Genomic DNA, 21,003 nt, shown 5'->3' on the forward strand with positions numbered 1-21,003 from the left:
ACATGGAACTTCCTGGATTTAGAATAATAGATTTAATAGACATACTGCTAGTCGCAGCTGTGGTCTTTTACTTATACCGTCTGGTTAAAGGTACTGCGGCACTCAATATTTTTATAGGTATTTTTATTATCTACTTGATTTATCAATTAACGGTTTTCATGAAAATGGAAATGTTAAGCCAGGCTCTAGGCGCTGTTACTGGCGCTGGTGTGGTTGCTCTTATAGTGGTATTTCAACAAGAAATAAGACGTTTTTTATTAATGCTAGGTTCTACAAAATTTACTTCTCGCAAGCGCTTCTTTAAACAACTACGCATTTTTCAAGAAGAACAGGACAACAATGAGATGGTTGTAGATGAAATCGTTAAAGCCTGTAAAAAGATGAGCTCTACTAAAACTGGCGCATTGATAGGTATTAAAAGAGATGGCTCTCTAGAGTTTGTTAAAAATACTGGAGATGATCAAGACATTTTAGTAAACTCTTCTATCATACAAAGTATTTTCTATAAAAACAGCACGCTACACGATGGTGCGATGATAGTAGAAGGTAATAAGATTACAGCTACACGAGTGATTTTACCAGTATCTGAAAACAGAAAGATACCTCAACGTTTTGGGTTGCGACACAGAGCGGCTTTAGGTTTAACAGAAAGAAGCAGCGCTATCGCATTAATAGTGAGTGAAGAAACAGGTCAAATATCTCTAGTTCATGAAGGCGAGTTTGAATCTTATACGGACACAGATGAACTAGCTGCCAAAATCAAATCACACCTCGCTTAATGGAAAGAAATTGTAAAAACTGTAAAAAATTACTTTATGCGCAACAAAATTATTGCTCGCATTGCGGTTCTAAATGGGTAGAATATAGATTAACACCTCGTAAAATAACAGCCGAGTTATCTAATCGATATTTAGGAACTGACAATGTTTTTCTAGTTACCATTTTAGGTTTACTGCGCTATCCTGAAGATGTAATAAATGGCTATATAAGTGGCCAACGCAAGAAATATGTAAACCCCATTAACTTTTACTTAATCAGTTTGTCTCTAGTAGGTTTACAAATTTTTTTATTAAGGCATTTCGCACCAGACACTTTAGGGATGAATGTAGCCGAAATAACAAATGTTCAAAATAATACCGGTCAAAGCTTAGAAAATTTTACAGATTTTTTTTATGACTACATAGGTGCTTTTACTACATTTTTCTTACCGGCCTATGCTTTATCAGGTTATATAATCTTCTTAGATATTAGAAAATACAATTTTACAGAGCATTTGATTTTATACGTTTATGTATTCGCACTTGTTAACATAGTTACTTTTGTGGCTACGCCACTTATGATTGGTTTTGACATTCCTTATCAAATGGTATCACTAGCACTGACACCTTTTATTTTTTTACAAGTAGCCTGGTACTATAAAAGGTGCTTTAAACTAGATATACAACAAACTGTTTTAAAAGGATTGCTTGCTATTATCGTATTCAACGTTATCTTTGCTATTTTAATGATCATTGTAATTATTATAGCAATTGCTCTCTTATTCTTCTTCAACTCAGACCTACTCAATACAGCTGCTGCTCATTAAAAATCTATGGAAAGAAATTGTAAAAACAGTACCGACCTTATTTATGCAGAAAAATCTTATTGCTCTGGTTGTGGTGCAAAATGGATAGAAAATCGCATTACCATGAAACAAGTAGGTAACGATTTTGTCGATATGTACATAGGTATAGACACTAAATTTGTACGTACGTTTCTAGATCTTTTTAGAAACCCAGAAACGGTCATACTAGGCTACATAAATGGACGTCGTGTAAACTACATGGATGCGGTGAGGTATATGTTATTAGTGCTTTTTTTAACTGGTATTTACACTTTTGTGTTGAAAAACATTGGAGCTTTTAATCAAATTCTAGCATCACAACGAGAGGTTTATTCTCAAATAAATTACAGTGGCGAACAGATGGAAATGGCCGTTAAATTTAATGTAGGATGATTTATTAGGTTTCCTTTACTGATTATTTATATTATATTGTTAAAAAAAGGTGTTTTAACCTGAATAATCAATCTTTAATTTTAAAAGCCCTCATCTCTGTTATAGTAAGTATAACACTCATGATAGTTATAGGACTATACTTGGAATACTGGGTATACTAATAGGAATTATCCTTAAATCTACTGGTGTAGTCTAAGCCACCTCTTGCTGTAAGAACTGCACTTCATAAAGATTCTTGTAATAACCATTTTCTTTTTGAAGTAACTCGCTGTGCGATCCTATTTCTACTATTTCTCCTGCATCCATCACGATAATTTTATCTGCTTTTTTTATGGTTGCGAGTCTATGTGCAATTACTATAGAAGTACGTCCTTTGGTAATAATGTCTGTCGCATCTTGTATCAACTGCTCGCTGTAAGCGTCTACAGAGCTAGTTGCCTCGTCTAGAATTAAGATACTTGGGTTAGAAACATAAGCTCTTAAAAAGGCTATTAACTGTCGCTGTCCAGAACTAAGCATCACTCCTCTTTCCTTAACATTATAATGATACCCATTAGGCAAGGTCATTATAAAATCATGCACACCTATTTTTTGCGCTGCCTTGATGACATCGTCTTCTGTTATATCTGGATTCTGTAGTGTGATATTATTCAAAATAGTATCGGCAAACAAGAATACGTCTTGCAGCACCACTGCTATTTGTGATCTAAGAGATGATAACTGGTACGCTTTCGCGGAAGCGGAATCTATCAAAATCTCTCCACTATTAATTTCATAAAAACGAGAAAGAAGGTTGATGATGGTAGATTTTCCTGCTCCAGTAGAACCTACAATCGCAACCATTTCTCCTGCTTTTACCTGAAAACTAAGGTTTTTAAGTACTAACTCATCTTCTACATATGCAAAATCCACATTCTTAAACTCTATGTCTCCTTTGAGATTTGAAGCAATCATATCTCCTTGATCTTCTATTTGAGATTCTGTATCTAGAATACCGAAAACACGATTTGCGGCTACCATACCCATTTGCAGGGTATTAAACTTATCTGCTATCTGACGTAATGGTCTAAATAGTTTTTGTGATAAATCAATAAACATGACTATAGTACCTATTTCTACCGCCATAGTTGTAGCCTCTGCTCCTAGGTTAATAACCACACCTATATAAACTAAAAGGCCTATGGTGATACTAGAAGCCATCTCTGCAATAGGAAAGAAAATGGAATTGTACCATACTGTTTTTACCCATGCATTTCTATGTTTATCATTAATCTCTTTAAACTGCTCGTACTCTATCTTTTCGCGATTAAATATTTGTACGATTTTCATACCAGTAACACGCTCTTGCACAAAGGAGTTTAAATTACTTACTTGAGTACGCACTTCTTCAAAAGCTACTTTCATAGCTTTTTGAAATACACGAGTAGCATATAATATAAAAGGCATGACTATTAAGGCTATTAAGGTCAGTTTCCAGCTAGAATAGGCCATGAAACCAAGAACAACCACCATTTTTAATAAATCAGAAATAATGACAAATAGCCCTTGGGAAAAAATACTCGCTATAGTTTCTATATCACTCACCGCTCTAGTAACTAATTTACCTACTGCGCTTTTATCAAAATACTGCATCTTAAAGCCCATCATGTGAGTAAAGAGTTTTACACGTAAATCTCTTATCACCTGCTGTCCTAACCAGTTTGCATAATAAATAAAGCTGAGCTGTAGTAAAACGTCTATGATTAAAACTGCTATCATCATTCCTATAACAGTCACAAAACCATCAAACTGACGCGGTATTATATGCTCATCTATAGAAACCTTTATTAAATAAGGCATTCCTATAGCCACTACTGCAATGAGAATTGCACTTAACGCTACAAAGTAAAAAGTAAGCTTATAAGGCTTAGTATAAGAAAGTAGTCTTCTAAAAAGAGACATATTAAATGCATTACCTGTTGTAGATGCCATATTTATTTAAGTAAATGTTCTATTGTAGAACGTAATTCTTTTTCTTTTTGTGTACCGATAACATATTGCTTACCAGCTACTTTAATGTGTAGACCTTTTGTGCCCTTTACATTATATACTGTACCATAAGAGGTCCAAAGTCTAATACCCCAGCCACCTATAAAACCATAGTCGATGACCTGAGCCTTATCTAGATCTCTCCAATAAAATTCTTTTTTCACTAACGGACTATAAATCACTGTAATTTTCTCGTCAGTAATAACAGTAGTCATTTTAAGTGTTAAAAATAAAACCAAAATGACAACAGGTAAAATACTTGGGATAATTTTATCAGTAGTAAGTTGACCTAAAAGATCTTCTGACCAGTTAAATTGTAAAATAGAAATGAGAGATAAACTTAATACAATTAACCAAAGCCACCACTGGTCAAATTTTTGAGTTTCTTTATAAAGGATCTTTCTCATTATAAGAACAGCTCTTCAGGATAATGAATTTGTGTAAGAAATAAACCTGCTGCTGGCGCACTTGCCCCTGCATTGCTTCTATTCTTTGACGCAATAATTTCATGCATATCATCTACCGTTTTTTTACCGTAGCCTACATCTAGCAACGTCCCTACTACTGCTCTTACCATGTTACGTAAAAATCTATTTGCAGTGATATGAAAAATCACTTTGTGATCTTTAAATTCAAAACGCGCTTCTGTAAGGTCACAAATAAAGGTATTTACGTCTGTATTAGTTCTTGAAAAACACTCAAAATCTTTATATTCTAGAAGAACATCTGCCGCTTTTTGCATTAATTCAAAATCGGGCTTTCTAAATAACACATAAGCCTGATTTACATCAAATGGATTAGGCCTCAATAGAAAATGGTATTCATAAGAACGTTTATAAGCATGGAATCGCGCGTGTGCTTTATCGGTAACTGGTTTTATGTCATAAACGGCTATATCCTTAGGCAACCATCTATTAAGTCGATATACTAAATGCTCCATGTCTATTTCTCCATCAAATACAAAGTGAGCAACCATATATGCAGCATGCACACCAGCATCTGTTCTTCCTGCTCCTTGAATAGCAATTTTCTCACGCAGCATTTTTTGCAAACCATCTTCTAGCACTTCTTGTACAGAAATGCTTTGGGGCTGTCGTTGCCAGCCGTGATAGGCTGTACCATCATAGGCTAATTCTATAAAATAACGTGGTTTATCTTGCATCGCCACAAAGATAAGTGGAATGAATATGAAATTGATTCTGAAATCACACGAGAATTGAAATTAACCATAGCTATTTGCTTATTAAATTTGCAATATGAAAATATTACTCCTTTCTGACACGCACAGTCATATAGATGATTTTATAATCAAATACATAAAACAAGCTGACGAGGTATGGCATGCTGGTGATATAGGAGATCTAGATGTCACAGATCAAATTGCCGCATTAAAACCACTTCGTGCCGTTTATGGAAATATAGACGACGATAAAGCAAGAATGCAGTTCCCTTTAAACAATAGATTTATTTGTGAAGGGATGGATATATGGATCACTCATATAGGTGGTTACCCTGGAAGGTACAATCCCAAAATACGAGAAGAGTTGTATGCAAATCCGCCGCAGGTTTTTATTTGTGGGCATAGCCATATTTTAAAAGTGATGATGGATAAAAAGATTCAATGCTTACACATGAATCCTGGTGCGATAGGAATGCATGGTTTTCATAAAAAACGCACCATGTTACGATTTGAAATAAATGATGGCAAAATTTCAAATCTAGAAGTTATAGAGAAAGATCGATAATAGTATGAAGCAAAAAGAGTGATTAAACATTACTTATTGCTGGTTGTTTATTTTAATCTAGAATCACAATTCTTTAAAAAATGTTTATTTAAGATTCGCTTTCGCGAAAGCGGAACAGATAAAATCCTAAAAAACAAAAACCTGCAAGGTGGCGCCCTGCAGGTTTTTTCACTAATATTACTAAGTTTATTGCGTTTATCTTAATCGATCAGCAGATTTTACAAGCTGTTCATCCTTTCTTATTGCCTTGTTAGCCAAGACAAGTAAAACGATAGATAGGATAGGAATGAACATCCCAATGCCTTTCTCAGAAACCGCCGTTTCTCCAGACATCATTAGCACTCGATATACATAAACACCTAGTATAAAAAGGTTTAATAACAAATTCAAACGGTTAACCACGGTTTGCAACTGTCTGTTTTTAAATAAAAACATGGCAACTACCGACATTAACGCGCTCACTGTAAAGATACCAAAGTACAAACTTTCATCCATACCTACAAACTCATTTCCTTCTCCATCATTAAAATGCTCTACTACCCAAATAAGTCCACCAGAGACTATTGTGGCTAGAAGTAAATAAATGGTCTGTATGCGTTGTATCATTACTGCTACTTTTCAAAAGCAAGACAAAAATAGAACATAACAAGCAAAAAGAACAACAGATATTAATTTTTTAATGTATCATTGCAATGCTATTAAGGTAACTTACTCTTTATAGGTTATCTAGCAGTTTAAAATTTTTCTGATAAGTTTTAGACTTTCATTTTCCCCCTGATAACAAATTATATATATCATAACGATACATGTTTCAAATAGCTGATTTAAAATCTAAAAAACTTCCTGAGTTACAGGAAATCGCAAAAGGATTAAACGTTCCTAAATTCAAACAACTACGTAAACTGGATCTGGTTTATAAAATTCTAGATCTACAAGCAGCAAATCCAGACGTTGTAAAAAGCCTAGATATTGAAACAACACCAGCTGCTGTAAAAGAAGAAGCTAAAGAAAAGGTTGAAAAAGTTGTAAAGGAAAAACCAGCTGCCAAAAAGCCTGCTGTAAAAAAAGAACGCAAACCTAGAGAATCTAAAAAGGAACCTAAAAAAGAAACAAAATCTGAAGAAAAAGAAGATTTTGAAATAACTGAAGAAACTCTTAAAGGACGCAAAGACCCTAGCAAACCTAATCCTAGACCTAGGCCCAGAAAAAATGCTAAAAAAGCCGTTAAAGAAAATAACGACACTGCAGAGACCTCTTCTAAAAAGACTCCCGAAACCGCAGATTCTAAAAAGGATACTACCGATGCAAAAAATGACAACCGTAACAACAGTCGTCAAAAAAGTCCACGTAATAATAACACGCAAAACAATGTCCCTAAAGGAAACAAAGACACTCGCAACCGTTACCGCGATCCTGACTTTGAATTTGATGGTATTATAGAGAGTGAAGGTGTCCTAGACATGATGCCAGACGGTTATGGTTTCCTACGTAGTAGTGACTATAATTATCTAGCCAGTCCAGATGATATTTATGTGTCTCAGTCGCAAATTAGACTTTTCGGTCTTAAGACTGGTGATACAGTTTTAGGAATGGTGCGACCACCTAAAGAAGGAGAAAAATATTTCCCTCTTATTAAAATATCTCAAATTAATGGTCTAGACCCTAAAGTAGTGCGTGATCGTGTTTCTTTTGAGCATTTAACACCATTATTTCCTGAAGAAAAATTTAACCTAGCAGACAGACGCGCTAGTATTTCTACTCGTGTAATGGACCTTTTTGCCCCTATAGGTAAAGGACAGCGTGGTATGATCGTGGCACAACCTAAGACAGGTAAAACCATGTTGCTCAAGGATATTGCAAACGCAATCGCAGCAAATAATCCCGAGGTTTATCAATTGATCTTATTAATAGATGAGCGTCCAGAAGAAGTAACTGACATGCAACGTAATGTAGATGGAGAGGTAATCGCCTCTACATTTGATAAAGAAGCACACGACCACGTAAAAGTGGCAAACATAGTTCTGGAAAAAGCAAAACGTATGGTAGAATGTGGTCACGATGTGGTGATCTTACTAGATTCTATTACACGTCTAGCACGTGCTTATAACACGGTGCAGCCGGCTAGTGGTAAAGTACTTTCTGGTGGTGTTGATGCAAATGCGTTACACAAGCCTAAACGTTTCTTCGGCGCGGCACGTAACATAGAAGGCGGTGGTTCTCTTTCTATTATAGCAACTGCTCTTACTGAGACAGGCTCTAAAATGGATGAGGTAATCTTTGAAGAATTTAAAGGAACAGGTAACATGGAACTGCAACTGGATAGAAACATTTCTAACCGTCGTGTATTCCCTGCTATAGATCTTACCTCTTCTTCTACACGTCGTGATGACTTATTGTTAGATGAGCAGAGTATGAAACACATGTGGATTCTACGCAAGTATCTTGCCGATATGAATCCTGTGGAAGCAATGGAGTTTATCTCTCAAAAAATGAAACAAACTCGTAATAATGAAGAGTTTCTTGCTACTATGAATGAGTAATTCTAGAATATGATACAGGATGCCCTACTTTACGGTGGGGCATTTTTTATTCTCGCTTTCGCGAAAGCGGAATCACTACAAACCTTATAGAAAAATCTAACTTTGCGACGCTTATAATCCTTTATAAAAAGGGGTTATAATTACTCTCACAAAGATTTAACATTATAAAATTAGTCCCTACACAATGAGCAACGATTCATCTCGTTTCTTCTTTAATATCCTATCTATCAAATGAAATATATATTACTACCTCTAGTACTTGCCATAAGCTTTACTATACAAGCACAAGATTCTGACCAGACAGAGACCTCTATAGACGTACAGTTTGAACAACTGCTAGAAGAGTCTAACAACTTTAAAGAATATAAGGTTATAAAAAAGACCGAAATCAATAAGTTGCGTAAAAATTCTAATGAAAGTTTTAAAAAACTTAATCAAAAAATCTCTTCTTTAGAAAAATCAATAATTACTAAAGATAGTAGAATTGCATCTTTAGAAAATGAACTGGACGGAATAAATACAGAATTAAATAATGTGAATGCAGAAAAAGATTCTATGAACTTTTTAGGCATAGAGACTAACAAAGGTTTTTACAACACAGTAGTATGGTCTATAGTAGGTCTACTTGCGTTTTTGTTTATCTTCATGACGCTGCGCTTTAAAAATAGTAACACTACTACAAAGGCAGCAAATAAACAACTTGCCACAACAGAGGAAGAACTAGAAGATCTAAGACGCAAGTCTATAGAAAAAGAACAAAAACTAGGTAGACAGTTGCAAGATGAACGTAATAAATTTGCCAAATTAAAAGGAGATAAATAATTTTTAGGATCCTATTTTTTTAATCCCCATTAAACCTAGATTTAATGGGGATTTATATTTTTAATTTATTAAAACTGTTATTACATCCTATTTTTGAATAAGTTAATCCTTTCTAAACTCACAATTTTTTAACAAAAACAACTTTGTTCTATTTGTATTTTTAAGAAAAAAAAGATTATGGAAAATGTAAAGACAGAAAAGCAACTCAACACTTTATTAGAAACAACATACGATGCACAACGTGGATTTGCAAATGCTGCTGAGGTCACAAAGCACGTACAATTAAAGAGATGGCTGGCACAGCAAGGAGCCAGACGTACAGAATTTGCAGCTGTACTAGCAGGAAAGATGAAAGGGATGAATCAAAACCCTATAAATGACGGTACAGTTGCAGGGGACATGCACCGAGGATGGATGAATATTAAAACAGCATTGAGCCTTAATAAAGACGAGTCTGTTCTAGAGGAATGTCTAAGTGGTGAAAAAAATGCTGTAAAAGAATACAATAAGGTACTAGAACATAAAAGTGAGTTGCCTCCTACTATTGTTTCAGTTTTAGAAGCTCAAAAAGACGAAATCCAAGCAACGGTTAATAAAGTAAGAAGTTTAGAACATTTTGCTCACGAGCATAACTTATAGATTGCACAAACTGTGATTAAACCGCTCATTGAGCGGTTTTTTTTTGATCTTAAAATCTAATTTAACTTTTTTTAACAGTTGCTGATTTATTACTATGGGTACCTTGGTCACTTAAATAAAATCTATATTCATGAAGTTAACTAAATTTCTAGTGCCTGCGCTACTTCTAGTCGCTCTCCTATCATGTAAAAATGACACGCTAGAAAACAAAAAAGAACAAAAAGAGATTTCCATACCTTTTGAAAAACACACTTTAGAAAATGGACTTACCATTATTTTTCATGAGGATACATCTGACCCAGTAGTGGCTGTTGCTCTTACTGCACATGTAGGTAGTGCAAGAGAAAAAACAGGTAAAACAGGGTTTGCACATTTATTTGAGCATCTATTATTCTTAGAATCAGAAAATCTAGGTAAAGGCGGACTAGATGAAATGAGTGCTAGAATAGGAGGTTCGGGAGCAAATGGCTCAACGAGTCGTGATGTAACAAATTATTTCCAGACCGTGCCTAAAGATGCTCTAGAGAAAATGATCTGGGCTGAGGCTGACAAACTAGGTTATTTCATAAACACAGTTACAGAACCTGTTCTTGCCAAAGAGAAACAAGTAGTAAAAAATGAAAAACGCCAGAGTGTTGACAACAATGCTTATGGACACGAGTCTTATGTGATAGGTAAAAATCTATATCCCGAGGGACATCCATACAACTGGCAAGTAATAGGATCTTTAGAAGATCTTCAAAATGCATCGCTTCAAGATGTAAAGGACTTTTATAATGAATGGTACACTCCTAATAATGCGGTATTAACGATTGCTGGAGATTTTGATAAAAAACAAGCTCTAGAATGGGTTGAAAAATACTTCGGTGAGATAAAGAGAGGTAAAACAGTAGATAAGACTATTGTAGAACCAGTTGTGTTAAATGAATCTAAGAAATTATATTTTGAAGATAATTTTGCCCAGACTCCTAAACTGACTATAACATGGCCTACAGTACCTAATTATCATGTAGATTCTTATGCATTAGAAATTCTAGGCACTTATCTTTCTAATGGTAAAAAAGCTCCATTAAACAAGGTTGTAGTAGAAAAAGATCAAGTAGCAGACCAGGCATATGCTTACAGCTACACCACAGAACTTGCTGGACAATTCGGTCTAGCAGCAAGAGCATATGATGGGAAAGATCTAGATAGCGTTCTTGCTAGTGTACACAAAGCAATGACGTTATTTGAAAAAAATGGTGTCTCTCAAAGTGACTTAGACCGTATTAAAACAAGTCAGGAAACAAACTTTTACAAAGGTTTATCCAGTGTTTTAGGAAAAGGGTTTCAATTAACACAGTATGAAATTCTCGCAGGTGATGCCGGTTTCTTAGCTCAAGATGTTAAGAACATGCAAGCAGTTACCGTAGAAGATGTAAAACGTGTATATAAAAAATACATTAAGAATAAAAACTATGTAATGACTAGCTTTATTCCTAAAGGAAGCATCAATCTTGCAGTTAATGAATCTACTCTCGCCCAGGTAGCTGAAGAAAAAATAATAGATGGTGCCGAAGAAACCTTTGACGCTAGTATAACAGCTACATATGAACGAACTCCATCTAGCTTTGAAAGAATAGAGCCTGCATACGGTCCTGCACCTCAACTATCCATACCTAACGTGTATACAGAAACTCTATCTTCTGGTATTGAAGTATTAGGCATAGAAGATAATGAAGTGCCTCTAGTACAATTACAGTTAGAAGTAAAAGGAGGTATGCTATTAGAAGATATTAAAAAGATAGGTGTCTCACATATGCTAGCAGACTTAATGAATAAAGGCACCGCTTTAAAAACACCTGTTCAATTAGAAGAAGCTATAGAACAACTGGGTGCAACTGTTACTATCTATTCTGGCAATCAAAGTATAGCCGTAAACGCTAGCTCTCTATCTCGCAATTATAATGAAGTGATGAGACTTGTAAATGAGATGTTATTAGAGCCGCGATGGGATCAAAAAGAATTTGATTTAATTAAGTTACAAACTATCAGCCAGATACAGCAACAAAAAGCAAGTCCTAGAGCTATCGCTACAAATGAATTTAACAAATTAATTTACGGAGAAGATCATATTCTAGCACAAAACAATCTAGGATCTAGAGAGAGTGTAGAAAGTATAAGTCTTGATGACTTAAAAGAGTATTACAACAGTTATTTCTCTCCACAACTAGCCAGCTTTAAAATAGTAGGAGATATTAGTAAGAATCAAGTAAAGACTTCTTTGAGTACTTTAAATAGCAAGTGGACTAAGAAAGAAGTAAGCTTTCCAAAATTAGCGACAGTAAAACCACCAGAAAAATCTAGAGTTTATTTCTATGATGTACCTAATGCAAAACAATCCATTCTTAGTTTTGGGCATCCTGCAATCCCATCTACTCATAAAGATTTTTATAAAGTACAAGTTTTAAATTATCGTCTAGGCGGCGGTGGTTTTGCATCACAACTTACACAGCAATTACGCGAGAGTAAAGGATATACTTATGGTATAAGATCAAATTTTAGTGGCTCACCTTTATCAGGTACATTTGCTATAAATAGTGGTGTGAGATCTAATGTAACTTATGAATCTACAGCACTCGTAAAAGAAATTTTAAATAACTATGGTAAGAATTTCAATAAAGAAGACCTGCAGGTTACTAAAAGTTATATGATTAAGTCTAGCGCTAGATCATTTGAATCTCAAGGGGCAAAACTTAACATGCTATCAAATATTCAAGAAGATGGACTGCCTGTGGATTACGCTCTTGCACGTCAGGAAATAGTAGAAAGTTTAACTATAGAAAATATTAAAGAACTTGCAAATACATACATCACACCAGATCATATGATTTATTTAATAGTCGGTGATAAGGCTACCCAATTTGATAAACTAGAAAAACTAGGTTATGGAAAACCTATTTTAATTAATTAGAATACAAAATTAGAAAGAGGCTCTCTAAATTAAATAGAGAGCCTCTTTTTAAGAATTTTAAATCTAATAGCGTACTTAGAATAAACCATATTTTCTTAATAATGGTCTTTTAAGAAAAAGTAATCACTATTCTAACAACAGTTCCTGTCTTATCCTATGATAAATTTAATTTTAAGCAAATTACCGTTGTAAACATGTATAACTAAATTAAAGCACTAATAAGAATAGGACATTGGATTTTAATTTATTGAGAAATCATCATTTTTTTTTCAATTCTCACTTAATAAAGCTCCTAAATTACCCAGCATAGCAAAAAAAATAATGAGATAAGTAAGATAATGATATGAGTTTTATATCTCATTTTTACAGACATGCTCTTTTAAAAAAAAATGTATTTTGAGGTATCCGCTTTCGCGAAAGCGAAATAGAAATAGAAATAAATTTAAAAGATCTTAAATCTAGCCCCAAAAACTAGATTAACCTGATAGAACCAGAAACTCTGACTAGCAGAATCTGCAGCGTCCATAGTGGTTCTAATATCTGGCAAATTGATATAACCACCTTTTAATTCACTCTGTACAAAGAAATATTTTAAAAAGACCAGCTGTAAACCTCCTACCGCATTAACACCATATCCAGAAATATGAAATTGATCGTATCGCTGTTTATCCAGTAGCCGAGTATTAGTTTTAGGAACTAACACTCCTGTTTCTAGACCGAATAACGTATTCAATTCAAAAAATTTATGTAGAAAAAGATCATCATGGCGTCTTAATCCTACATTCACATAATTTAAACCGTCTGTGTGCTCAAAGGTTAAGAAAGTAGGCTCTAAAATTATAGCCTCATTATTATAGACACCATTATATAAAGAGTTGGTATCGTTTATAAAACCGTTAATATTAACCGTCTGGTTCTCTGCAACCACATATTTCATATGATCTATACCTAAAGAAATACTGTAGTTTTCTCTCAGATAATATCCTATCCTAAAATTATATTGAGGTATGGTAATAGATCCTGGATTTAAATATTTACCAGGCTCAAAATCACTCTGCCTGTCATATGCTTTTACATTATCGAGAGTAAAATCATATCCATTCCCTTTAAACGTGATATCACTATCACTGTAACCTGAAAGATTCCAACCCCAATACACATAAAAACCCTCTTTATCAACTCGTGAATTATTAGTGTTTAAAGAATCTTGAGCATTAACGTTAACAATCACGAATAATAAAAATAAAATACGGATTAGGCTATTCACTAAGTATATTTTTAATATTTAAAAAAATCTAATTCTAGGCGTTTAATCAATGTAATATATTTCTACACTACAGAAGAAATTATTATAAGAAACCTATGACCGAATACGAACAAGTATAGAGAAAATAAGTTGAACTTCCCGCTCATTTATGTGAATAACTAGTTTATTTTTTTTTAAAATAACAATAAGGACCGAATATAGCTATAAACTTAGGCTTTAAAATTTAAGGTGTTCAACAAAAGAGGTAGACTACGTTTTTATGGATGGTATTATATTAAAAGAGCTCCCACTACTCTGATCATAGGATAAATAAAATATCGTTTAAATAATTTTGTCCTGTTAAAATAAAGTTTAAAACGGCATTGCTCTTATATAAGGAAGCTTAAAAAAACATCCATAACATAAAGCGCACATGAGTAAAATAAGCTCTAAATAAAAACAAGTATTGATTCTTACAACCGTATATTCATAGGCATAGATTCTATAGAGAAACTTGCACTGGTTAGAAAGTGTGACAGCTGTAAACTATGTATAGTTACTAGAGGATACGACTTAAGTTCTCCACAAACATTCATAAAATAAAAAAGCACCTTAAACAAATTATAAGCCTACAAAGAGTAAAAGCCTCAAGAGAGTCATCTTTTGGGCTTTTAAAGACTTACAAATAATTATGGATTTAATCTTTAATATTTTTCAATCCTAGATTATTATTAAACTCTAGCGTTCTTATAGGGAATGGTATATTAATACCATCTTTATCAAATGCTTTCTTGACACCTATTACCGCATCACTTAATGCCATGTGTTTTTGTTGAGCTTTTTTTGCGTCCACCCAAAAACGCAACATAAAGTTGATACTACTATCACCGAATTCCGTATAGTAAAACTCTACCTCTTCATTATCCTGCTGTTTAAACATATCCTTTATAGTATCTGTCGCCAGTTTTTTAACTGCCTCTAGATCACTTTCATACCCTACTCCACACTCGAGAGTTATTCTCATACGTGGTGTAAGTGTCCAGTTTTTCATAGGATTATCAATGATTGTTTTATTAGGTATAAGAACGAGATTATTATCAGCTTGTTTGATAATAAATTTGTCTAACTGTATTTCCATCACCTCACCAGAAAAGTCTATAGTTTCTATCCAGTCACCTACCTTAACCTTTTTACGGAAGGAAAGCACGATACCACTTATAATATTAGAAAGCGACCCTTGCAGTGCCAGACCTATCACCAGTCCAGATATACCAGCACCTGCTATGATACCTTGCACCGCATCGTTTAATTGTAAAATACTCATTGCTATAAATATACCACCCAATACGACTATAATAGCTACCGCTTTACCTGCTAGCCTTTTAACACTTTCTTGTACCTTATTGCCCAATAGTTTACGCACTCCTTTATCTACATATTTAGATATAAAATAAGAAATCATAAGTACTACGATTGCTATTCCTAAATTAGGTAGCAAACGCACAAAAGAATTATACCAGCCAGTAAGCTGTCCCCATATTAAGGCACCACTATCTTTTATTTCAGGTAAATTCTTTGCTGCTTCTTCAGTCTGTTGTAATAAAATCATAGATCCAAATCTAGTACTATAAAAAACCTAACCCATATCTATTAACATGGTTTAACTACTTTGCTATATTTTTAAGACCATTTTCGCAACTATTTCTGGACTATTTAACTTGTAAACTAAAAAAAACTATAAACCATAGAACTATAAATTTTCATGTAACACGCTGAGTAATCTATAACTTGTATCTTTATCTCATGAAAAACATAATAACTAGTCTCATCATATTGATTTCTCTCATCTCTTGTAAAGACCATAAAGAAGCTCTAGAATCATTCTCTATAGTAAGAGAAAATCAGCTACTAGATAACGATACCTTAACAGCCTCTAATCTGTTCTTAATGTCACAAATAGAAAACAAGGCGATGACACAACCAGATAAATACGCTCAAATTTACAGCCAGTCCCTAGAATTTCATGATAAAGTTACTACCTTAAAAAATCAATTAACAGAGGTTATTACCGCCATTCATGATCATATAGGTGAAACAACTGATTATTCTAAAATGGAAGATAACTTAGATAATTTATTATTTAATCAAGACGGTACACCTGCTGCGACTGGTGAAAAAATAATCGAGGCTTTAACAGATTTCAACACGACTACACAAGACCAACTTTTCTTTTATCCAGTAGCAGAAAAAATCATGAAAGAACATTTTACTATAGCAACTATTAAAAATCTTAAGGGAAAAGAAATCACTTACCTGGACTATCACTTTAAAGGATATCCTGCTATTGCAACTATTGCAAAAATAACAACCTTACAAAACAATGCCTTGCAGACAGAAAATCAATTCTTAAGAGAATTAATAGAAAATCCAGAACACTAAAAAACTCCAGCATTAAAATCTTGAATAATTCCCTAAAGACTATCTTTGCAAAATGGAACATAAAGCAGGATTTGTAAACATAGTAGGTAACCCTAACGTAGGTAAAAGTACGTTAATGAACTCACTGGTAGGTGAACGTCTATCTATTATCACATCAAAAGCACAGACTACACGTCACCGTATTCTAGGTATTGTAAACGGAGAAGATTTTCAGGCCGTAATTAGTGACACACCAGGTATTATAAAACCAGCATATAAGCTTCAAGAAAGTATGATGGAGTTTGTAAAAAATGCTTTTGAAGATGCAGACTGTATTCTTTACATGGTAGAACTGGGAGAAAAAGAGTTAAAAAATGAGGCTTTTGAAAAGAGACTCACCTTTGCTGAGGTTCCTGTGTTCGTTATCATTAATAAAATAGATCAAGGAGATCCAGAATCACTCGCAGCTGCTTTAGAACACTGGAAAGAAAGACTACCTAATGCAGAGATTTTTGCCATTAGTGCTTTAAAAAACTTTGGTGTTCCAGAATTACTTGCTCGCATTGTAGAAACCCTACCTGCTTCTCCCGCATTTTATCCTAAAGATGCTTTAACTGATAAGCCAGAACGATTCTTTGTTAACGAGAGCATTAGAGAGAAAATCTTAATTCACTATAAAAAGGAAATCCCATATTCTGTAGAAATCGATACAGAAGAATTTTTTGAAGATGAAAAAATCATCAGAATACGTTCTGTCATCATGGTAGAACGCGAGACCCAAAAAGGAATCATCATCGGTCATAAAGGAACTGCTATTAAACGTGTAGGGACTGAGGCTAGAAAAGATTTACAAAAATTCTTTGGTAAACAAGTTCATATCGAGTTGTATGTAAAAGTGAATAAAAACTGGCGTAGCAACGAGAAACAGTTGAGACGTTTCGGTTATAAAGGAGATAATAAATAAAAAATCACACTTTACAATCTCATTAATAAATCCCTTGCAATTATAGTTGTAAGGGATTTTTTTTGCTCTGTTCCGCTTTCGCGAAAGCGGAATTTCAATAAACATCTAAAAAAGTTCCAACTACCAGACAACCTTTTTAAAACACTCTCGTCTTTATAAGTAGAAAGCATGTAAATTGTGAAAGTGATACAACTATATACTAACGAGAAAAAGCTGATCCAGAAAGCTGCCCAAGGCGATAGAAAATCGCAGAAGCATCTTTTTGATAAGCACGCACCTAAGATGTTGAGTGTATGCCGTCAGTATATCTCGCCAGTAGAAACTGCTGAAGAAATCATGTTAAATGGATTCTTTAAAACCTTTACAAAATTAGACAGCTTTTCTCACGAAGGTAGTTTTGAAGGCTGGGTGCGCAGGATTATGGTAAGAGAATGTATCGATCACTTGAGAAAGAAAGATCCTTTTAAATTTAAAGACGAGATCAGTGAAGAAAAAGTAGGTTGTGATGATACTGAAGAAGAAGAGTCTGACTTACCCCTAGATCTTATACAAGAATGTGTAGATAATTTACCAAATGGATATAAGAGCGTCTTTATGATGTACGCAGTAGATGGTTTTAAACACAAAGAAATTGCACAAGCATTAAACATAAGTGAGAACACCAGTAAAACACAATACCGCAAAGCAAGATTAATGCTGCAGGTAGAAGTACAACAAATAAGAAAGCAACGTTATGAAGCTTAAAAACATAAAAAACTCTTTTAATAATCGTGAGATTAATCCTAGCACTGGCGCATGGGATCAACTAGCAGCACGATTAGATCAAGAAGAAAAGAACAAGAAAAAACCATTTATATATTGGTTGGGTGCTATTGCAGCAATTTTTATTTTAGGTGTAGTTTTATATCCGTTTTTAAATGGTAGTTCTATAACACTAGAAAGTAATGAAAACACCATCGTTTTAGAAGACACAACTCCTACTAAAGAATCAACAGGTAAAAAGAGCGATATAGCCTTAGAAAAGAAATTAGATTTTGAAGAAAAAACAGAAAGCTCTGTAGAGAAACAATTAATCAAAAACACAACTCTTACTGCCGTATCAGAAAAAAGAAAACAAAAAAGATCTTCTCACATTGCTAGCGTGTCTAAAACAATAGTAAATAAGCAAATAGTAAATGAAGAATCTACAGTAAAAGAGATAAAACCAAACTCCATCATTGAAGACAGTAGCATCAATCCTTTATTATCTAATCCCATAGCACAAACAACACCTAAGAAACTTACTGCCGAAGAAGAAATGGAATTGCTTTTAAATGAAGCAATGCAAAATACTCCCAAGACAGTAATTGCAACTAAAGAATATAATATAGACCAACTGGTGCGAGAAAGCGAATGGGATATTGAAGCAGACCGCAGGAACAGAGTCAACAATCTAATTTTTGACCAACTGGGCAGACTAAAAGCCGAAGCTGTAGTTATCATAAGCGGAAACAAATAAACAACAAAACATAATCAATTAAAAACAAGCTGTTTACACAAACGGACAGCATAACTCATATCTAAAAACCACTAATTATGAAAAAGAATAAACTATTTCTTACTATAGCCTTATCGCTTATGTGTTCCATCTGTTTCGCACAATGGACTAGAGACACTACATACGTAGACGGGAAAATGCGAATTACAATGAAAGACAAAAATTACAAGAAGTTTGATGAAAAAATTGAGAAAGAAATTCAAAAGCTTAAAAAGGAAAAAAAACTTTATGAATCAAATCAACGTACTCTTCTAGCTGAAGAAATTAGAAAAATAAATGATCGCATTGGAAAGTTAGAAAATTACACAGAAGAAATGGCTAAAAACGACAAAGTGATCATAGCAGAAAGTTATGCTGAAAAGATCACTAAACATAATCAACTCATAGATTCTAAAATTGAATTTGTAAAGATTAGTGGTGTTTTAACAGATGAAAGCTCTCCTTTATTTATAGATGACGATGGGTTTGTAATTCAAATACGTAATAAAAGAAGGGATTTAAAGAAAGAAATAAAAACTAGATCTGGATTTACATTAGCTCTTGGTTACAACTATATGAATGGCGAAACCTTAGGCATAAATGACTTCAGTTATCCTAGGAATTCATACGTAAGTTTTGGATATCAATTTCAAACAGCAATTAGCAAAAATCAAAAATGGAGGATTAATTATGGATTAACACTTCAATCACATTCCACAGAGTTAAATGGAAATAGAATTTTGGCTCCAAATACACCTGAAACGCAAATTGCAGCGATAGGTTTTGACGTTACAAAAGCTCAGTTTAATCAGAGTCAAATTGTATTTCCTTTACAGTTTGAATTTGGAGGTAATTCTAAAAGAGAATTTGAAGATGGGAGAATACGCTATGATCAATGGAGAAAATGGAAAATAGGCTTCGGTGGATTTGTTGGTTTTAATTATGACACTCGTTTAAAATTAAAATACAAAGAAAATGGAAGAAATATTAAACAAATAACTGTAGATGCTTTTGACACTAATACAATAGTTTATGGATTAGATGCATACATAGGCCGTGGAGACACAACCCTTTTCGGTCGTATGAATTTAAATGATGTGTTTAAATCTGGATCTGTAGATGCGCAGTATGTGAGTTTCGGTATACGATTCCAATAGATTTATTTTAATCTAGCCAGTAAAGTCCTTGCGTTAAATCGTAAGGGCTTTTTTTTTTAGTTTAAAACATATTAGATATTAAATATATCTCTACCTACTATTAAGCGTCACTATGCATAACGCTTGCTTTCAACTGCTGACTCATTCTTTGTAGAGTTTATAGAAGGAGATCTATGAAAATAACAACCTATTCATATTTTAGTACTAGAATCAACATTGTTATAAAGAAGAAGAATCTTTCAATGCCAAAATAAAAGCCTTTAGAGCGCAGTTTAGAGGTGTTAGAAATATAGAATTCTTTCTTTTTAGACTATCTAATATTTTTGCATAATTCTAAAATCCTACAACTTTTGGTCTTGATCCGCGATATGATGAATAGCTGAATCGTATTATTTAAAAATAAAAGAGCGTTATTTTAAAAACATCTATCACTGTATTGAAATATTTATATAGATGGATATGAGTTCTGCTTTCGCGAAAGCGGAATTTTCATAAAGTTGAACCAAAAAATAAAACAAAAAAAAAGCCTTTCAGAAAACTGAAAGGCTTTTAATAAGTATATCGCTTTACAATTAAGCCATAGCATTTACTTGCTTTGTAAGCTTAGATTTAAGGTTACCAGCTTTGTTAGCGTGTATAACATTATTCTTAGCTAGCTTATCAAGCATAGAAGTTACTTCTGTAAGAAGCTTTTGAGCAGCTGTCTTATCTTCTGTTTCTTTTAAAGCTTTGATCGCATTACGCGTAGTTTTGTGCTGATACTTATTTCTAAGTCTCGCTACTTCATTTCTACGAATTCTTTTTAAAGCACTTTTGTGATTTGCCATATCTTGTAAAACTTGATCTTTTTATAGATCGATTTAATTTGTAGCCCGTAGGGGAATCGAACCCCTCTTACATGGATGAAAACCATGCGTCCTAGCCGATAGACGAACGGGCCATTGCGTTTGCTCGTTTAAGCGGTTGCAAAGATAGGACC

General features: G+C 33.8%; 20 protein-coding genes and 1 tRNA gene. 13 read left to right on the top strand and 8 right to left on the bottom strand.

Features of this window, described 5'->3' with window-relative positions; genetic code table 11:
* Nucleotides 1-2: 2 nt before the first annotated feature.
* From cdaA to Q0838_RS03790, 3 genes are read left to right on the top strand one after another with little or no spacing between them, the layout of a single operon-like run.
* Nucleotides 3-779, top strand: coding sequence for a diadenylate cyclase CdaA (gene cdaA, locus Q0838_RS03780; protein WP_298951509.1), 777 nt, complete (start codon nt 3-5; stop codon nt 777-779).
* The gene (locus Q0838_RS03785) at nt 779-1,585 is read left to right on the top strand and encodes a DUF3667 domain-containing protein (protein WP_298951512.1); all 807 of its coding nucleotides are present in this window, start codon (nt 779-781) and stop codon (nt 1,583-1,585) included. The genes cdaA and Q0838_RS03785 overlap by 1 nt, the downstream gene beginning before the upstream one ends.
* 6 nt (nt 1,586-1,591) lie before the next feature.
* Entirely contained in the window at nt 1,592-1,996 is a 405-nt protein-coding gene (locus Q0838_RS03790) for a DUF3667 domain-containing protein (protein WP_298951515.1), read from the top strand.
* Between the two features lie 192 nt (nt 1,997-2,188).
* Here Q0838_RS03790 and Q0838_RS03795 read toward each other — a convergent pair whose 3' ends face one another.
* Genes Q0838_RS03795 through truA form a run of 3 tightly spaced genes read right to left on the bottom strand, consistent with a single transcriptional unit; the run spans nt 2,189 to nt 5,186 of the window.
* Nucleotides 2,189-3,967, bottom strand: coding sequence for an ABC transporter ATP-binding protein (locus Q0838_RS03795; RefSeq protein ID WP_298951518.1), 1,779 nt, complete (start codon nt 3,965-3,967; stop codon nt 2,189-2,191).
* 2 nt (nt 3,968-3,969) lie between these two features.
* Entirely contained in the window at nt 3,970-4,431 is a 462-nt protein-coding gene (locus Q0838_RS03800) for a hypothetical protein (protein ID WP_298951521.1), read from the bottom strand.
* Entirely contained in the window at nt 4,431-5,186 is a 756-nt protein-coding gene (truA, locus tag Q0838_RS03805) for a tRNA pseudouridine(38-40) synthase TruA (protein WP_298951524.1), read from the bottom strand. The genes Q0838_RS03800 and truA overlap by 1 nt, the downstream gene beginning before the upstream one ends.
* A gap of 94 nt (nt 5,187-5,280) precedes the next feature.
* On the opposite strand from truA, the gene Q0838_RS03810 reads away from it, so the two are divergent.
* Nucleotides 5,281-5,769 carry a metallophosphoesterase family protein gene (locus Q0838_RS03810; RefSeq protein WP_298951527.1) on the top strand — a complete coding sequence of 163 codons (489 nt, stop codon included), beginning with the start codon at nt 5,281-5,283 and terminating at the stop codon, nt 5,767-5,769.
* A gap of 195 nt (nt 5,770-5,964) precedes the next feature.
* Here Q0838_RS03810 and Q0838_RS03815 read toward each other — a convergent pair whose 3' ends face one another.
* Entirely contained in the window at nt 5,965-6,375 is a 411-nt protein-coding gene (locus Q0838_RS03815; RefSeq protein ID WP_298951530.1) for a DUF4293 domain-containing protein, read from the bottom strand.
* Nucleotides 6,376-6,575: 200 nt separating this feature from the next.
* On the opposite strand from Q0838_RS03815, the gene rho reads away from it, so the two are divergent.
* The 4 genes from rho to Q0838_RS03835 all read left to right on the top strand — a co-directional run bounded on the left by rho (nt 6,576) and on the right by Q0838_RS03835 (nt 12,723).
* On the top strand, nt 6,576-8,309 hold the full coding sequence (gene rho, locus Q0838_RS03820) for a transcription termination factor Rho (RefSeq protein ID WP_298951532.1): 1,734 nt from the start codon (nt 6,576-6,578) through the stop codon (nt 8,307-8,309).
* A gap of 231 nt (nt 8,310-8,540) precedes the next feature.
* The gene (locus tag Q0838_RS03825) at nt 8,541-9,131 is read left to right on the top strand and encodes a hypothetical protein (RefSeq protein WP_298951535.1); all 591 of its coding nucleotides are present in this window, start codon (nt 8,541-8,543) and stop codon (nt 9,129-9,131) included.
* 177 nt (nt 9,132-9,308) lie between these two features.
* Nucleotides 9,309-9,770: a PA2169 family four-helix-bundle protein gene (locus Q0838_RS03830; RefSeq protein WP_298951538.1), complete on the top strand. Its 462-nt coding sequence runs from the start codon at nt 9,309-9,311 to the stop codon at nt 9,768-9,770.
* A gap of 130 nt (nt 9,771-9,900) precedes the next feature.
* Entirely contained in the window at nt 9,901-12,723 is a 2,823-nt protein-coding gene (locus Q0838_RS03835) for a pitrilysin family protein (protein ID WP_298951540.1), read from the top strand.
* A 442-nt stretch (nt 12,724-13,165) separates the two neighbouring features.
* On the opposite strand, the gene Q0838_RS03840 is transcribed toward Q0838_RS03835, so the two are convergent.
* A complete protein-coding gene (locus Q0838_RS03840; protein WP_298951544.1) occupies nt 13,166-13,990 on the bottom strand; it encodes a hypothetical protein in 825 nt (274 codons plus the stop codon).
* A 676-nt stretch (nt 13,991-14,666) separates the two neighbouring features.
* A complete protein-coding gene (locus tag Q0838_RS03845; RefSeq protein WP_298951547.1) occupies nt 14,667-15,578 on the bottom strand; it encodes a mechanosensitive ion channel family protein in 912 nt (303 codons plus the stop codon).
* Nucleotides 15,579-15,772: 194 nt separating this feature from the next.
* Here Q0838_RS03845 and Q0838_RS03850 point away from each other — a divergent pair, with 194 nt between their 5' ends.
* From Q0838_RS03850 to Q0838_RS03870, 5 genes are all read left to right on the top strand, one after another.
* Complete coding sequence (locus Q0838_RS03850) at nt 15,773-16,408, top strand: hypothetical protein (protein ID WP_298951550.1); 636 nt, start codon at nt 15,773-15,775, stop codon at nt 16,406-16,408.
* 52 nt (nt 16,409-16,460) lie between these two features.
* The gene (gene era / locus Q0838_RS03855; protein ID WP_298951553.1) at nt 16,461-17,351 is read left to right on the top strand and encodes a GTPase Era; all 891 of its coding nucleotides are present in this window, start codon (nt 16,461-16,463) and stop codon (nt 17,349-17,351) included.
* Nucleotides 17,352-17,534: 183 nt separating this feature from the next.
* The gene (locus Q0838_RS03860; RefSeq protein ID WP_366942009.1) at nt 17,535-18,095 is read left to right on the top strand and encodes an RNA polymerase sigma factor; all 561 of its coding nucleotides are present in this window, start codon (nt 17,535-17,537) and stop codon (nt 18,093-18,095) included.
* Entirely contained in the window at nt 18,085-18,849 is a 765-nt protein-coding gene (locus tag Q0838_RS03865; protein WP_298951558.1) for a hypothetical protein, read from the top strand. The genes Q0838_RS03860 and Q0838_RS03865 overlap by 11 nt, the downstream gene beginning before the upstream one ends.
* Before the next feature lie 77 nt (nt 18,850-18,926).
* Nucleotides 18,927-20,024: a hypothetical protein gene (locus tag Q0838_RS03870; RefSeq protein WP_298951560.1), complete on the top strand. Its 1,098-nt coding sequence runs from the start codon at nt 18,927-18,929 to the stop codon at nt 20,022-20,024.
* Between the two features lie 572 nt (nt 20,025-20,596).
* Here the strand turns inward: Q0838_RS03870 and rpsT are convergent.
* Nucleotides 20,597-20,851 carry a 30S ribosomal protein S20 gene (gene rpsT, locus Q0838_RS03875; RefSeq protein ID WP_104516026.1) on the bottom strand — a complete coding sequence of 85 codons (255 nt, stop codon included), beginning with the start codon at nt 20,849-20,851 and terminating at the stop codon, nt 20,597-20,599.
* Nucleotides 20,852-20,892: 41 nt separating this feature from the next.
* Nucleotides 20,893-20,964, bottom strand: a tRNA-Glu gene (locus tag Q0838_RS03880).
* Between the last annotated feature and the right edge of the window lie 39 nt (nt 20,965-21,003).

It is taken from the genome of uncultured Nonlabens sp. (genome assembly GCF_947495285.1).
Classification (GTDB): Bacteria; Bacteroidota; Bacteroidia; order Flavobacteriales; family Flavobacteriaceae; genus Nonlabens.

Coding starts and splice junctions, on each gene's coding strand:
- era (WP_298951553.1), top strand. CDS start 16,461: ATGGAACATAAAGCAGGATTTGTAAACATAGTAGGTAACCCTAACGTA.
- Q0838_RS03815 (WP_298951530.1), bottom strand. CDS start 6,375: ATGATACAACGCATACAGACCATTTATTTACTTCTAGCCACAATAGTC.
- Q0838_RS03785 (WP_298951512.1), top strand. CDS start 779: ATGGAAAGAAATTGTAAAAACTGTAAAAAATTACTTTATGCGCAACAA.
- truA (WP_298951524.1), bottom strand. CDS start 5,186: ATGCAAGATAAACCACGTTATTTTATAGAATTAGCCTATGATGGTACA.
- Q0838_RS03800 (WP_298951521.1), bottom strand. CDS start 4,431: ATGAGAAAGATCCTTTATAAAGAAACTCAAAAATTTGACCAGTGGTGG.
- cdaA (WP_298951509.1), top strand. CDS start 3: ATGGAACTTCCTGGATTTAGAATAATAGATTTAATAGACATACTGCTA.
- rpsT (WP_104516026.1), bottom strand. CDS start 20,851: ATGGCAAATCACAAAAGTGCTTTAAAAAGAATTCGTAGAAATGAAGTA.
- Q0838_RS03870 (WP_298951560.1), top strand. CDS start 18,927: ATGAAAAAGAATAAACTATTTCTTACTATAGCCTTATCGCTTATGTGT.
- Q0838_RS03850 (WP_298951550.1), top strand. CDS start 15,773: ATGAAAAACATAATAACTAGTCTCATCATATTGATTTCTCTCATCTCT.
- Q0838_RS03810 (WP_298951527.1), top strand. CDS start 5,281: ATGAAAATATTACTCCTTTCTGACACGCACAGTCATATAGATGATTTT.
- rho (WP_298951532.1), top strand. CDS start 6,576: ATGTTTCAAATAGCTGATTTAAAATCTAAAAAACTTCCTGAGTTACAG.
- Q0838_RS03845 (WP_298951547.1), bottom strand. CDS start 15,578: ATGATTTTATTACAACAGACTGAAGAAGCAGCAAAGAATTTACCTGAA.
- Q0838_RS03790 (WP_298951515.1), top strand. CDS start 1,592: ATGGAAAGAAATTGTAAAAACAGTACCGACCTTATTTATGCAGAAAAA.
- Q0838_RS03795 (WP_298951518.1), bottom strand. CDS start 3,967: ATGGCATCTACAACAGGTAATGCATTTAATATGTCTCTTTTTAGAAGA.
- Q0838_RS03830 (WP_298951538.1), top strand. CDS start 9,309: ATGGAAAATGTAAAGACAGAAAAGCAACTCAACACTTTATTAGAAACA.
- Q0838_RS03835 (WP_298951540.1), top strand. CDS start 9,901: ATGAAGTTAACTAAATTTCTAGTGCCTGCGCTACTTCTAGTCGCTCTC.
- Q0838_RS03825 (WP_298951535.1), top strand. CDS start 8,541: ATGAAATATATATTACTACCTCTAGTACTTGCCATAAGCTTTACTATA.
- Q0838_RS03865 (WP_298951558.1), top strand. CDS start 18,085: ATGAAGCTTAAAAACATAAAAAACTCTTTTAATAATCGTGAGATTAAT.